This window comes from Erythrobacter sp. S249 (genome assembly GCF_057364975.1).
In genome coordinates this window covers 2,241,618-2,255,503 of the sequence record NZ_CP200287.1, presented here as the reverse complement: position 1 = coordinate 2,255,503, position 13,886 = coordinate 2,241,618, and the positions used below count along the sequence as shown (strand labels likewise).

Sequence of the window (13,886 nt, the reverse complement as noted above, 5' to 3'; positions counted from 1 at the left end):
CGCCTTCGCTTAGTATACGGGCTTTCTTTGCCGCTTGGTCCGTTGCCAAGCCAACCTCAAAGACGCTAGTGCCATGGTTTGTGGCATCCGTGAAACGGAGCGGCACGTGTTCCATTCAAAAATTCGCGATCTCTTCCTTTATTCGCGCCTCTAGTGCAGGCGACGTCAATTCTTTCCTCAATGCACTCATCAGTAGCGACAAAGAACGAGTACCAAGCGCGTCCTCGCATTTCTTCCAGAGATGAATGCTCGCTAACTGATTTCGACGAACAACAGCCTCTTCGATTTGATTGCTAAGCTGTTGTCTACTTTCCAGCTCGGAAACTCTTGCCGACGCGACCGCAGTCCGGTCATCAGAGTTGCGGAGTTGGTTGGCGTACTCGCGAAGCTGCGTAGTCCATGCCTTAATACGTACCACCGGGTTGATTGGCAGCGCAGGAAAGTCTCCAATCGTAGCCGCCTCGAATTGCCCAAGACGTTCATCACGGCGTGCTCGCAGAGCCTCGTTATAGGCAATCGCCTCTGAAACGAGAGCCTTTGCATTTGTGTCTTGCGCCGCTGCCTCCGCTAGCAGTGCGCCGATTTCATCGGAACTCTTGAATGATAATCCGCGAAGAGATTGAAGCCGCTGCGCAACAGCGTTCTCTGCTGCTCGCGCCTGATCCATCGCGGCACCTTTGATGTAACTGTCGAATGAAGACATCCGAACAACTGCCTCTTCATCAAGATCCTGCTGGCAAAGAGGACAAGGGTCTCCCGGTAGGAAAGGCTCTTCAACAGATCGAACTCCGGCTTCTGCAGCAAATTTACGCGCTATCCGGAAAAGGTTTTGCCACGCATCTGAGCCCGTAGCACCAATTGGCTGTGATCCAATTTGCTCAGCAATCAAGGCGTCTGTGGCTTGGCACGTAGCGCGTTTGGTTTCGAGAAGCACCGTATCGCCTGCCATGACGTCGTCCGACAGTGAGGGCTCATTTGCTTCGATCGCAGCGGCAACGTTTGCGCATGCTTCTGCTATACGGTCGCTTGCTGCGGCTTGTACTGCGGGCCCTCGCGATAACTCTAGTCGTAGGGCTTCAAGCTCCGCTTGGTGCTCCGCAGTCCAGCTAGCGTTTTGGCGCAGCTCTTCTTCGCTTGGCAATTGAGCTTCGGTTGTATTCAGACTTAGTCTGGCCATATACGCCGCAGCGCTTGAACCAGCTTTGAGACCACCGCCGAGCGGGGGCGAGCTTTGCTGTGTTGCTGTGTCGATCGCGGCCCGGAAACGCCCTGCTACGGCCTGATAAAGCTCGGCAAGTCGCCCGACACATGCAGCCTCAGGTGGCATGTAAAGAATGTCGTTTTTGCCGCTGACATAAACCCGCAGGTTGTCGGTATCTAAGAGAGTGATGCCGACTAACGAAGAAGGCTTTGCCTCTCCTTCTTGCCACACTTCTGATAGCTTCTCTCCTCCGCCCTTGCGGTAGCTAAAGGTCACAGTCTTTTTAGGCTTGGGGCCAGAATCGAAAACATTTCCTTCGAGAACTGCTTCTTCGCGAACTCGCGTAAGCTGTCGCATTGCGCGGGTATAACCGCTCTTTCCGGCCCCATTATCACCAAAGATAATAGTAATACCGTTGTTCGCGAACTCGAGCACCTGATCCGCTACCAGCCTATCGAGCCCTTGGAGCGGGCCGACTGAGCATAGTACGATATCATCTGGTACGGCATCCACATCGATAAGACTTGCTTCGTCAAATGCGAGGCAAGGGTGATCGCCTTCGACCGCGAAACCGTGAGCAATAGCCACACGGTTCATGACCGCATTGACATTTTCTTCGCTTACATGCGCGTTGCATCCAGCGCGCTGGAGAGCGTCTTTTACCCAGTCGGGTTTGTTCTCCGACCATTCGGCAAGTTTACCCATGAGGAACCCCTGTTATCGTACAGCCCGCGTATCAGTAAAAATCGCCGCTTAATATCTCCGATGCTATCAAAAATTGATAAAAGTGAGGTCTGCTTGGTCAATCAAAGACGGTCTCTCAAGTCTTTCTTCTGACTCCAGATCTGGCCATAAACAAAGGGCAAATCATCAGAGCTCGCCCAACTTGCGACCGTTTTCACCTTCGGCATCTCGATCATCCGACGAGCGAAAATCGGCTTACGGTTTCCGGCAAATCGGAACCTTCTGCCAGAACGAAGTTTGCGCCTATCTTGATTGAGGAAGTAATCGTACCGGTTCGCTTGAAAAGGCTTGTTGGCATGGGCGAGCAACAGCAGGGCAATCTGTGCCTTGGTGAAGTGGTAGTCGTTTCCACCGAATGCTGCGCAATAATCGATAGCGTGTCGTGAGAAGATCGCAGCACACTATTTTCTTTGATGACTCCCTTGCAAGCCAATCGTCCCAATGTCCGCCTTCGGACAATCGGCTGCGATGCAGCGGTGTCCGATATTGCGGCACATTGCAGTCATTCTGCGATGGAATGAGTAGCAGCAATTAGCGTTGCGATCTTCGTGGATGCATCGGCCAGCTCGCCAATAGCGGCCTCGCGCTCTTCTTCGGATTGACCTCCCACCATTAACGCCCGCACGCTGTAGTCCTCCATCAGCATGCCGATCTTGGTGCAAAGCAGGTTGATTAGTTCGCGGTCGATGTCGTCCATGGGTACCGCAATGCTCGAACGTCGCTGTAAGTCCACTGGAAAGAATGAAGGCTTCCAGAAAGCACTCGACTAGTGCGGTCATTTGAGCATCCATGCAGTCATGGATATCGAAGACAGGATCGCCGCCCTCGAGGAAATGAGACCATCAGAGCTACGAGCTGCTTGGCGCGACACATATGGGATCCAAGCGCCTCCAGCTCTGGGCGCTGCTCTAATGAGAAGAGCCCTAGCGGCTCGCTTACAGGAACCCGAAGCTGGGAAACTCACACAAGTGGAGCTCCGACAGCTTGGTGCACTCGGTCGCAAAGATGAGCGCCGCAAGGAAGGTCGCATATCAAGCGAAGCTAAACCGGGGACATGGCTGTCGCGAACATGGCATGGAGAGGTGCATGAGGTCGTCGTGCTGGAAAGCGGCTGTGAGTATCGCGGACAGACTTTTGGCTCATTGAGCGCGGTGGCAAGTCACATAACTGGAGCCAAGTGGTCAGGGCCTCGCTTCTTCGGGTTGAAGAGCCCACGGCTCGGTGAGCTGAAGGTGGCTGCTAATGGCTAGGGCCGAGAAGAAGCTGCGCTGCGCTATCTATACCCGAAAGTCGACCGATGAGGGCCTGGACAAGGACTTCAACAGCCTCGATGCCCAGCGGGAAGCATGCGCCGCCTATGTGATGAGCCAGAAGCATGAAGGTTGGAGTGTGCTACCCGAGCTTTACGATGACGGAGGGCATTCAGGTGGGACAATAGAACATCCTGCTCTGCAGCAACTGCTTGATGATGTGCGCGCGAGCAAGGTCGATGTGGTTGTCGTATACAAGATCGATCGCCTCACACGCAGCCTCGCCGACTTCGCTAAGATCGTGGACGTACTCGATGAAGCCGAAGCGTCATTTGTCAGTGTGACGCAGGCGTTCTCAACAACAAGCTCAATGGGCCGACTTACGCTCAATGTTCTTTTGTCTTTTGCCCAATTTGAGCGGGAGGTTGGAGCAGAGCGTATCAGGGATAAAGTTGCCGCTTCCAAGTCCAAGGGCATGTGGATGGGTGGTAGCGTGCCGCTCGGCTACAAGGCCGTCGATCGCAAGCTCGTCATCATCCCGGAGGAAGCCGAAACCGTCCGAGAGATCATGCGACGCTACCTGGAGGCGGAGTCGATCAGAGCATTAGTCGGCGAACTGAGACGCGATGGGATTGTCAGTAAGCGGAATGTGTCGAAAAGAGGCAATGCAAAGGGTGGTAATCCATTCAAGCGAGGATCGCTGACCTGGCTTCTCTCCAATCCACTCTATGTCGGGAAGGTGCGGCACAAGGATAAAACATACCCAGGTCAACATGACGCCATCGTCGACAGAGAGACATTCGACGCGGTCCAAGAAAAGCTCAAAGCGCGCGCCTCATCGGGTTCTGCCGCAGGTCCCAAACGGCGCTTGGCACTATTGGCAGGAATGATCCGCGATCATCGCGGACGACCTATGTCCCCCACCCACACGCAAAACCACGGCCGGCGATACACATACTATGCCTCGAACATGAATGGTGACGCAGGAGCACCTGCACTTCGGCTTCCTGCCAGCGAGATCGAGCAGGCCGTCCGTCGTGCCGTCGCCAAGTGGTTGAGGACTGATGCAAACATTCAGCAGTTGGTTGCATCGAGGTCCGCTGATGAGAAGCAGACAATCTTCAGTAGGGCAAATCAATTGGCCAGCGATATCGAACACCTTCCGATCAGTGCCGCAAGCCAAACTCTCTCACGGATTGGGCTGCACATTTCAGTAAGCGATCAACTTGTTGTCGGAAATTTCGATCCTGCAGCCGCCTTAGCGTTGGCCAAAAATGAGGACGCCGAACGAGTTGAAGCGAGTTTCGCAATCGCACTCGATCAACGGACCCATGGTCATGAGCCGCGGCTCCGCTTGCAGCCATCCGAGCCTGATCGTGTGGTGAAAGACGACCGACTCGTCGAACTGCTTGGCCGGGCATTTGCTGCGAGAGACGAACTGCTCGAAATGGACGAAGCCGCCGCCCGATCAACCAGGACCACCAAGCTCCGTCACCTTCAGCGACTTGCCAAGATCAGCTATCTTGACCCCACGATCATCCGTAGCATTCTGAGCGGCACTCAACCCAAGAGCCTCGGCGCTCGGAATCTTTGGCGCATGGGTCAGCTACCGATCCGCTTCGCCAATCAACGCGAAGCCCTCGGCTTCTCAAACTCCTGAAATCCAACAAGTAGGTCACCAAATCGACCACGGAGAACTTCGCACATTTCGCTCGCGATTTGGTAGGTCATTACGTCTCCGTCAGCCCCTTACCGAAATTCCAGCCACGCAAAGCCCCGGAATTGCGGGCACAATTTCCGCCTCGCAGGCGGAGATTCCAGAAACCGATGTTCGATGGAAATGGATGGTGAGTCCTGCTGGGTTCGAACCAGCGACCTACTGATTAAAAGTCAGTTGCTCTACCGACTGAGCTAAGGACCCACACATGGCATGGAATCGCGCCGCAAGCAGCGCTGCCGGAGCGCTCACCTAGATAGAGCGAGCGGACGGGTCAAGCGTGCATTGAGCTGGCTTAGAAAAAGTCCACTTACAGGATCGCGCCAAGCGGGCGCAATTGCCGCTGCTGGCCCGAGCACAAAGCGGCGTTCGCGCATGCGCGGATGCGGGATTGAAAGGCGATCACTGGCCCAAATGCCGCCGCTCCACAGAATGATGTCGAGATCAAGTGGGCGCGCACGCCAGCGCTGTCCGCGGCGGCTCCGGCCGAACTCCCCCTCGATAATTTGCAAAGCGTCCAGCAGAGCAAGAGGGGCAAGCCCGCATTCGATAACCGCCGCCGCATTGGCATAGGTGCGCTGTGATGGCCCGATTGGCGCGCTCGCGACAATGGGAGAGACGGCGAGCACATCACCGATTTCACCAAGCGCCGCAAATGCTGTCCGCACCACCTCGCGCGGCAGGCCAATGCCTGGAACACGCATGTTCGAGCCAAGCGCAATGAGGTAGGTGTCTGCGCTCAAACCGGCGACCTCAAATATCTTCGGTAATTCTGCCATAGAGCTGCGGGCGGCGATCTCTGAAGAAGCCCATGCCAGCCCGGTGTTTAGCAGCGCGGGCAAGATCGAGCTCTGCGATCAAAACGCCGCTTTCTTCCGCGCCATATTCCGCCACCAGATCGCCCCACTCATCAGTGATGAAAGAATGGCCGTAGAAATTCTGAGCGGCCTCGTCTGGCCCCTCTGCACCGATGCGATTGCTGGCGACCACTGGCATGCAATTGGAAACCGCATGTCCAACCATCGCGCGGCGCCACATGCGGCTGGTGTCGAGCTCTGCGTCGTAAGGCTCTGAGCCAATCGCGGTCGGATAGAGCAGCATCTCAGCGCCCTTCAGAGCCATGACGCGGGCAGCCTCTGGATACCATTGATCCCAGCAAATGCCGACGCCAATACGGGCAGTTTCTCCGCCGCCCAGCGGCACATCCCACACTTTGAAGCCATCATTACCAGGGCGGAAATAGAACTTTTCCTCATATCCCGGACCGTCCGGAATATGGCTCTTGCGATAGGTCCCCATGATCTCACCATCGGGGCCAATCATGGCGAGGCTGTTAAAATAGTGATGGCCGTCACGCTCGAAAAAGCTGGTTGGAATGGTCACTTTGAGCCTGGCCGCCAGCGCGCACATCGCAATGACGCTTGGGTGCTCTGCCGTGGGCCGTGCCAGCGCGAACAAAGCCTCGTCTTCCTCACGGCAAAAATAGGGGCCGGAGAACAGCTCAGGCGGCAAAATCAGCTGAGCGCCTTGCCCCATCGCTTCCTCCACCAGAGCGCTGACGGCGGCGATGTTTTTAGCCTCTTCTTCGCTGCCGAGGGCGAGCTGTAGGGCGGCGACAGTGAGCTTGGTCATCGCGCGGATTTACCTCGTTCTGCTGCCGCCGCCGCTGGCGATCATTCAGGCTTTTTGAACAACAGGGTCATGCGGTCGCTCTCGCCAATGGCGGCGAGTTCTTCCCGTCCCTCGTCACCGCCAGCGAAGCTGGGCGGCAAGGACCATACGCCGTTCGGGTGATCGGTGGTGTCATTGGGATTGGCGTTGATCTCTGACGTATCCACCAATTCAAAGCCTTGTGCCTCAAAATAGGCAATCAGATCCGCTTGCTTGAGGTAACCGGCATTTCCATCAGCGAACTCATCGGTTGCATCTGCTTTGGCCCGGTGTTGAACCACGCCCAGCATGCCGCCGGGTTTCAGCGCCGCTTTGAGAGCGGTGATTTCGCTGTCATCGATGCCCCAACGTTTCAAATTGTGCATCATGCGGAAGATCAGCACGTGATCGACTGTGCCGTTCAGCTCCTCCGGGATCGCATTGCTGAAATAGAACGGCAATTGCTCCGCCGGAATGCCAAGCGCTTCCGATTGTGTTGCAGCGAAAGTCTCTCCGCCTTCGCGCACGCGGGCAACGAATTCCTCGCTGATATTCGCGCCTGCCTCTGGCGGGAAGCCAACCGCAATATAGCTGCCCTCACTGCTTACCAAAGGCGCCAGGATACGCGTGTACCACCCGCCGCCCGGCGCGTATTCGATGACAGTGTGGTCAGGCTGAACCTGGAAAAACGCCAAGGTCTCGGCTGGATTGCGGAAGGCATCGCGCGCTGTGTCATCCGCGCGCAGATCAGCGGCCAAGACATTTTCCAGCGCACTGCTTTCAGCCGCGGTTTCGCTTGCTGCACTTTCACTCGCCTCTGGCGCGCAAGCCGACAGGGCAAAGGCGCTCGCAGCGGCTAGTATCAAAGATCGCATCATTGGATTTCTCCTTGGCGTAAGACTCAGTTCGCTTTTTTGAACAGCAGCGTCATACGGTCGCTTTCGCCGATGCTCATATATTCGCTGCGGCGCGGATCATCTTCGCCGGTTGCGAGCACCGGAGGCAGGGTCCAAACGCCGCGCTCCCAATTGGCCGGGTCAGAGGCATTGGCGTTGACTTCGCTCTCGGCAGCAAGCTCAAAACCATTGGCTTCAAAAATGGCTATCACATCGGCTTTGCGCATGTAGCCGCGTTGGCGCGCGCCATAATCATTGTAGCTTGCGCCCTCTGGCGCGCGGTGCTGCACAACGCCGACCATGCCGTCATCCTTCAGCATCATGCGCGCTGCTTTCAGCACATCATCGGCGCGGTTGCCGATATTGAGGCCGTGCATGGAGCGGAAAATCAAAACGCGGTCGACTGTGCCGGCGACGTCCTCTGGCATTTCATCGGTTTCAAACGCGGTGACGGCATCGGCCTCAACGCCCATCGCTTCTGCAAGGCCTGACTTGAAACTTTCGGTCCAGCCCTTGCTGCGCGCTTCTTGAGCGCGTGAGCGGTATTCGCGGCCATCGCTATCTTGGTTGATCGCGATATATTTGCCGGCAGGCATCAGATAAGGTGCAAGGACGCGGGTGTACCAGCCGCCACCCGGGCCATACTCGACTACAGTCTGAGTCGGCTCAACCTGAAAGAACGCCAGCGTTTCAGCCGGGTTGCGATATTGATCGCGCGCACGGTCATTGTCGCGGCGCTCGTGGGCGAGCACTTCGGCGAGGCTAGGCGCAGCGGCGTGATCATCCGCCATCGCAGGCGCGGCAGGCGACAAGGTGGCGAGACCAGCAAGAGCGGCAAACGGGGCAAAAAATAGGGGTTTCATTGGGGGTGTCCTCATTTTGGTCGAACGATTGCGCCCTTCAATAGCCGCTGGGCAGGCGATGACAAGTTGCGGATCGACCGAGGCGTGACGAGAGCGGGCTAATGACAAACCACCTCAGCGTTCTTATCTCCTCAGCCAACAAGGAGTTTTGATCGATGGAACAGGCAATTATTGCAGGCGGATGCTTTTGGTGCACCGAGGCGGTCTTTCGCGATGTGGTGGGCGTGAGCGAGGTCGAAAGCGGCTATATTGGCGGCGACAAACCCAATCCGACCTACAAGGAAGTGTGCACCGGGGCGACCGGCCATGCCGAGGGCATCCGAGTGACCTTTGACCCGGCCGTGATCAGCCTGCCTGAGATTTTCGATGTGTTTCTGGGCACCCATGATCCGACCCAGTTGAACCGGCAGGGCAATGACGTTGGCACCCAATATCGTAGCGCGATCTTCCCGCTTAGCGACGCTCAGCACGAAGAGGCAGAGGCAGCGATTGCGCGATGGAATGCAGAAAATTCTGGCGAAGCTGTAACCACCGTCGAGACCGCAAGTGAATGGTATCCGGCGGAGGATTACCATCAGGAATATTGGGACGGCGAAGGCCAGCGAAATCCCTATTGCCTGGCGACAATCCCGCCGAAACTGATGAAGCTGCGCAAGAGCTTTCAAAGCAAAGTGAAGGCGTGATGCGCGCCTGAACAATGCAGCTGACCCGGTCTTACACCGCCAATCATAAGATCCTGAGCGACGGCTCGGTCGCGTTTGAGTGTTCGCAAGATGAGGCCGAATGGCCTTGGCTTGCTCTGCCTGCGCAGCATCCGCTCGTCATCCAGACCCAGAATTTCTGGACCAGCGTTGGGGCCACCGCCGCTCTGGGCACACGCGATGACAGCAAATGGAGCGCACTAACCTGGACGGATTGGGCGCTGGGCGAGCTTGATGCAGGTCAGGCGGCGCGCGGCGTCTTTGCGCTGAGCGGAGAGGACGGCGAGCTGGCGTTCACCACTCAGCTGTTCGATGCGCAGGACCGGCTAATCACGCGCATCGGCGGCAAGGGCGTGGTCTTTAGAACCCGCAATTTTGAGAAATGGCGCGAGGGCTCGAAAGCCTCGGCCAAGCAAGATGCGCCCGCCTCGGTGCGGTTCGATTATGCAACACGCGAACTGTTGGGGCTTACTGAGCCCGAGCCACCCTTGATTGGAACCTTGGTAGAAGGTCCAGATGGCCCCATGACCAAAGCGCTGGTGACCAAACAGAACGGCTTGATGCCCGGTCATCCCTTTTTCAGTGGGTCCGGTGACCATGTGAACGCACCACATCTCTCCGAATTGGCGCGGCAGGCGGTAAGCCTACTGTGCAATGGGGCCGCTATACGGATCACTCAGGGTGAGATGGACATGCACCGCTATATCGAGCTGGGTACGGAGATTTCGATCGCGATTGAAAAGCAGCAAGGCACATCAGCAGTGCTCCGCGTCAGCCAACTTGGCCGGTCTTGCGCGGTGCTAAAAATGACATGGGCCGAAGTCTGATTATTCGGGTTTCTCGAAGCGACCGATAAAGAACCCATCGACCCCGCCCTGATCAGAGAGCATGCCGGGATGCGTGCGGACGTGGCCCTCTTCGCTTGGCTCAATGCCATCGGGCAATTCCGCCGCGGTCACTGGCACCACCTTTAGACCGTGCTCTTCCGCAATGCGGCGAGCTTGAGCTTCGCCCTCTTCTGGCTCCAACGAGCACACCGCGTATATCAGCTGACCGCCGGGCTTCAGCCACTGCGCAGCCCGCTCGATCAGCATGATCTGCAGGCTGGTCATCTCTTCAATCTGAGCGCCGCCAATGCGGTGGAGCACATCGGGGTGCCGGCGGCAGGTGCCGGTCGCGGTGCACGGCGCATCTAGCAGGATCGCATCATAGTGATGCTTTGGCTCCCACTTGGCCGCGTCTGCCCGCACGGGAGAAGCCTTCAGCCCGGTGCGTTTCAAATTGTCCTTGAGCAAGCCAAGCCGCCGCTTGCTGATATCCAGCGCGGTCACATTCCAGCCTTGCGCGGCCAGTTGCATGGTCTTGCCGCCCGGCGCAGCGCACAGGTCGAGCGCGTGGCGACCTTCATCGTTCCCAAGCAGATGCGCAGGCAATTGCGCCGCCAAATCCTGCACCCACCAATTGCCATCCGCAAAGCCGGGCAATTTCTCGACCGAGGTTCCGCGCGGCAAGCGGATATGGCCCGGCGCAAGGCTGACCCCGCCCATAGCCACCGCTTGTTCCGCGGTGCTGGCCGGATTCTTCAGCCGAAGATCAAGCTCAGGAGGATCGGCCAATCCTGGCGCTATCTCAGCAGCTCGCTCGCCCCATCGCTCAAGCGCTCGCTTAGGCAGGCTTGGCGCATCTGGCAGGGTCAGCTCTCGTTTGATCAAAGCGGAAAAGACACCATGCGCGAGCCGGCGCGGACCGCCAGACAGCAGCGGCAGACCCGTCGCAATTACCGCATGGGGCGGCGTGTTCAGCCGCAAGGCCTGAGCCAGCATCAGGCGCAGAACGCTGCGCACTTTCACATCGTCGGCCAGCCGCTTCTTGGTCGCGCTGTCGATCAGCGCGTCAAAATCAACCAGCCAGCGCAGCGCCTCGCTGACAATTGCTCGGGCCAGCGCCTTATCCTCGCCGGTGTGCAGCTTGCGAGTGGCAGCGCCCTCGGCCTGCTCCAAAGTTTCGCCGCGCCGCAATACAGCGTCGAGCATTTGCAGCGCAGCGCGGCGCGCGGGAAGTCCAGAAATACTTGGCATGGCTCAGGCGAATAGCCGCACTTGAAACTAAGTGCCAGCTCGCGCATTTCTAATATGCGATGACAAAACAAAAATCAGAAGCTGCGAAGAATTTCACCAAGCCTGCGCATTGGGGCAATGACCCCGTGCCAAAGCCCAAAGCGGTCGATCCGCTGAAGGACGAGCCGCGCGAACTATCGCCGACTCGCTATGGCGATTGGGAACGCGAAGGCATCGCCTGGGATTTTTAAAGTGCTTTGAATTCCACTTTCAGACCGTCTTTAGGCTGAGGGATCGGCCAAGCCTGCCAGTCAGGGTCGTAGCCTTCTTCAACCACGATCTCATAGCGCTGCAATATCTGCGCGATCAGGACCTTCACCTGCATGTAAGCAAAGTGCAGACCGAGGCACATATGCGCGCCGCCGCCAAACGGCACCCAAGCGTATTTATGCCGCGCCTTTACCTGGTCTGGCGTAAAGCGCATCGGGTCGAAGGTGTAGGGATCATCCCAATAGTCGGTGCTGTGGTGCGTCCAATAGATGTTGATGCCCACCGGCGTTCCGGCGGGGATGCGATAGCCGCCATAGTCAAAGCTCTTCAGCGCGCGGCGCGGCATTGAAGGGACCGGCGGCATGATCCGCAAGGATTCCTTGAACGCCATCTCGGTCAGCTCAAGCTTGCCTATATCATCATAATCAAGCGGACGCGGCTCGCCCGAGCCGTCCGGCCCGCCCGTGACAGCGATAATCTCATCGCGCAGCTTCGCCTGCCATTCTGGATTTTTGGCCAGCAGATAGACCAGTGAGGTCGCGCTTGATGTGATCGTGTCGTGCGCGGCCATCATCAAGAAGTTCATGTGGTCGACCACCTCGTCGACCGGCAGCAAAGACCCATCTTCGCGGGTGGCGGTGGCGAACTGGCTGAACATGTCCTGCCCGCCGCCCTCGGCCCGGCGGCGATGCGTTTCCTTGGTGAAATAATCGACCAGGAAGGCGCGGCCATCGACACCCTTTTTCATCTTGGTGAAGGGCAGCGGTGATCGGACTGGCGCGACCGATGCCTGCACCATATCAACAAAAGCCTCGTTGATCTTGTCGGCCTCTGGCCCCCATTCGATCCCGATGAAGCTGTCAGCCGCCAAATCCAGCGTCAGTTTCTTGATCGCCGGATAAAACTCCATCTTGCCCGCCCAGCTTGCGACCTCAGCCGACATGCCTTTGTTCAGCGCGCCGGAATAATGCCGCATTGGCCCAGGCTTAAACGCAATCGAAAGCGCTCGCCGATCAATCCGGTGATGATCGAAATCAAGCAGCATCAGCCCGCGCGGGAACAATTGATCGAGGACCGGGCCCCAGCCCTGCTCGCTGGAAAAGATCTTTTCTTTGTTGAACAGTACCAGCTCATTGGCCTCTGCGCCGACCAAAGCGACATTCCAGCCGCCAAAGGCGCGGTTCTTATAAACCCGGCCATGGGTTTCAACCATATTGCTGGTGAAGGCGTGGGGGTCGGCCAGCATTTTGAATGTGTTGCCCACCACCGGCCAGCCAGCGTCGCCGGGGATATGCGCCAGTTCTTTTGGTTCTGGATTGCCTTCAGTCCAATGCGACGGCGGCGTCTCTTGCGCTTTTTCAGCGGCGGCGTTTGTATCGGCGAGCGTGGCCATTAGCGCATCCTTGATCAGGTTCGGATTTACAACTTACTTCACTGTAAGCAGCGAAGGACGCCAAATCCAGAGTGATCTGCTAAGGCGTTCTAAATCCAGCCGCCGAGCTCGCGCTTCACCATGCTTTCGAGCAAAGTGAGCCCAGACGCGCTGGTGTTGAGGCAATCGAGCACAGCGTAATCTTCGCCGCCTGCTTCCTCAAAAATCTCTGCCCCTTCAAGCGCGAGTTCTTCCAACGTCTCGACGCAATCAGCCGAGAACCCAGGGGCAGCCACCGCGATGCGCTTCGTCCCCTGCTCGCCTTCTTTGGTCAGCGTGTCGTCGGTCGCAGGCTCGAGCCATTGGGCCGGGCCAAAGCGGGACTGAAAGCTCGTCTCAAACCGGACACCAGCAAACTGCGGCAGACCTTCCAAGCGCTCTCGCAGCAGCCGCGCGCTTTTGTGGCAATGGCAATGATAGGGATCGCCCAGCTCCAGCGTGCGCATCGGCATTCCGTGGAACGATAGCAGCAGCACCTCAGGCTTGAACGTCAAAGCCTCCACCTGCCGCGTCAAATCTTCTGCCAGCGCATCGAGATAGGCCGGATCATCGTGATAAGGCGGCAAAAACCGCAAGGCCGGTTGCCAGCGCATCTCACCCAGCACCCGCGCGACCTCGTCAAAAACGGTCGCAGTCGTCGCGGCGCAATATTGCGGATAGAGCGGTGCGATCAGAATTCGGTCACAGCCCGCCTCGGTCAGTTTCCGCAAGCGCTCTTCGATCGACGGCGAGCCGTAACGCATAGCGTATTCGACCTGCACATTCTCACCCATTTTCCCAGCAATTGCCTCTGATTGGCGCGCGGTGATATCGGCGAGCGGTGAACCGCGCTCCGTCCAGACCTTCGAATAGGCCTCGGCGCTTTTCTTTGGCCTGGTGTTGAGGATGACCCCGCGCAGCAATGGCTGCCACAGCAATGCCGGAATTTCGATAACGCGCCGGTCCGAGAGGAACTGCTTAAGATAGGTTTTCACCGCACTGGGGGTCGGCGCCTCTGGTGTGCCCAGGTTGATCATGAGCACGCCAACCGATCCGCTGGAGACCGGCGGATGGTCATTGGGCAGGAGCTGAGGCTGCCAAGTCATGAGCGTTTGGCGCTAAAAAG

14 protein-coding genes and 1 tRNA gene are annotated in these 13,886 nt (G+C 57.6%); 5 read left to right on the top strand and 10 right to left on the bottom strand.

All coding sequences use genetic code 11. From position 1 onward, the window contains the following. Positions 1 to 115: 115 nt before the first annotated feature. Both AC0V6V_RS10745 and AC0V6V_RS10740 read right to left on the bottom strand, forming a co-directional pair. Complete coding sequence (locus tag AC0V6V_RS10745) at positions 116 to 1,906, bottom strand: hypothetical protein (RefSeq protein WP_486165381.1); 1,791 nt, start codon at positions 1,904 to 1,906, stop codon at positions 116 to 118. Positions 1,907 to 2,447: 541 nt separating this feature from the next. Continuing rightward, entirely contained in the window at positions 2,448 to 2,642 is a 195-nt protein-coding gene (locus AC0V6V_RS10740; protein ID WP_486165380.1) for a hypothetical protein, read from the bottom strand. Positions 2,643 to 2,742: 100 nt separating this feature from the next. Here AC0V6V_RS10740 and AC0V6V_RS10735 point away from each other — a divergent pair, with 100 nt between their 5' ends. After that, positions 2,743 to 3,195, top strand: a complete 453-nt coding sequence (locus tag AC0V6V_RS10735) for a DUF2924 domain-containing protein (RefSeq protein WP_486165379.1) — start codon at positions 2,743 to 2,745, stop codon at positions 3,193 to 3,195. Then, a complete protein-coding gene (locus AC0V6V_RS10730; protein WP_486165378.1) occupies positions 3,188 to 4,855 on the top strand; it encodes a recombinase family protein in 1,668 nt (555 codons plus the stop codon). The genes AC0V6V_RS10735 and AC0V6V_RS10730 overlap by 8 nt, the downstream gene beginning before the upstream one ends. 185 nt (positions 4,856 to 5,040) lie before the next feature. On the opposite strand, the gene AC0V6V_RS10725 is transcribed toward AC0V6V_RS10730, so the two are convergent. The 5 genes from AC0V6V_RS10725 to AC0V6V_RS10705 form a co-directional block, all read right to left on the bottom strand. Beyond that, a tRNA-Lys gene (locus AC0V6V_RS10725) sits at positions 5,041 to 5,116 on the bottom strand. A 44-nt stretch (positions 5,117 to 5,160) separates the two neighbouring features. After that, on the bottom strand, positions 5,161 to 5,655 hold the full coding sequence (folK, locus tag AC0V6V_RS10720) for a 2-amino-4-hydroxy-6-hydroxymethyldihydropteridine diphosphokinase (RefSeq protein WP_486166330.1): 495 nt from the start codon (positions 5,653 to 5,655) through the stop codon (positions 5,161 to 5,163). A 10-nt stretch (positions 5,656 to 5,665) separates the two neighbouring features. Further along, positions 5,666 to 6,544 carry an N-carbamoylputrescine amidase gene (gene aguB / locus AC0V6V_RS10715; protein WP_486165376.1) on the bottom strand — a complete coding sequence of 293 codons (879 nt, stop codon included), beginning with the start codon at positions 6,542 to 6,544 and terminating at the stop codon, positions 5,666 to 5,668. A 41-nt stretch (positions 6,545 to 6,585) separates the two neighbouring features. Beyond that, positions 6,586 to 7,440: a class I SAM-dependent methyltransferase gene (locus AC0V6V_RS10710; RefSeq protein WP_486166329.1), complete on the bottom strand. Its 855-nt coding sequence runs from the start codon at positions 7,438 to 7,440 to the stop codon at positions 6,586 to 6,588. A 23-nt stretch (positions 7,441 to 7,463) separates the two neighbouring features. Then, a complete protein-coding gene (locus AC0V6V_RS10705) occupies positions 7,464 to 8,321 on the bottom strand; it encodes a class I SAM-dependent methyltransferase (protein ID WP_486165374.1) in 858 nt (285 codons plus the stop codon). Positions 8,322 to 8,476: 155 nt separating this feature from the next. Here AC0V6V_RS10705 and msrA point away from each other — a divergent pair, with 155 nt between their 5' ends. Then, positions 8,477 to 9,004: a peptide-methionine (S)-S-oxide reductase MsrA gene (gene msrA / locus AC0V6V_RS10700; RefSeq protein WP_486165373.1), complete on the top strand. Its 528-nt coding sequence runs from the start codon at positions 8,477 to 8,479 to the stop codon at positions 9,002 to 9,004. Between the two features lie 14 nt (positions 9,005 to 9,018). After that, positions 9,019 to 9,849: a hypothetical protein gene (locus AC0V6V_RS10695; RefSeq protein WP_486165372.1), complete on the top strand. Its 831-nt coding sequence runs from the start codon at positions 9,019 to 9,021 to the stop codon at positions 9,847 to 9,849. Here the strand turns inward: AC0V6V_RS10695 and AC0V6V_RS10690 are convergent, their stop codons facing one another. Beyond that, positions 9,850 to 11,100 carry an RsmB/NOP family class I SAM-dependent RNA methyltransferase gene (locus AC0V6V_RS10690; RefSeq protein ID WP_486165371.1) on the bottom strand — a complete coding sequence of 417 codons (1,251 nt, stop codon included), beginning with the start codon at positions 11,098 to 11,100 and terminating at the stop codon, positions 9,850 to 9,852. A 59-nt stretch (positions 11,101 to 11,159) separates the two neighbouring features. On the opposite strand from AC0V6V_RS10690, the gene AC0V6V_RS10685 reads away from it, so the two are divergent. Next, on the top strand, positions 11,160 to 11,330 hold the full coding sequence (locus tag AC0V6V_RS10685; protein ID WP_472644174.1) for a DUF1674 domain-containing protein: 171 nt from the start codon (positions 11,160 to 11,162) through the stop codon (positions 11,328 to 11,330). Here the strand turns inward: AC0V6V_RS10685 and AC0V6V_RS10680 are convergent. Beyond that, positions 11,327 to 12,742, bottom strand: coding sequence for a cytochrome P450 (locus tag AC0V6V_RS10680; RefSeq protein WP_486165370.1), 1,416 nt, complete (start codon positions 12,740 to 12,742; stop codon positions 11,327 to 11,329). The two genes, AC0V6V_RS10685 and AC0V6V_RS10680, sit on opposite strands and share 4 nt — an antisense overlap. Before the next feature lie 89 nt (positions 12,743 to 12,831). Then, a complete protein-coding gene (gene hemH / locus AC0V6V_RS10675; protein WP_486165369.1) occupies positions 12,832 to 13,866 on the bottom strand; it encodes a ferrochelatase in 1,035 nt (344 codons plus the stop codon). Between the last annotated feature and the right edge of the window lie 20 nt (positions 13,867 to 13,886).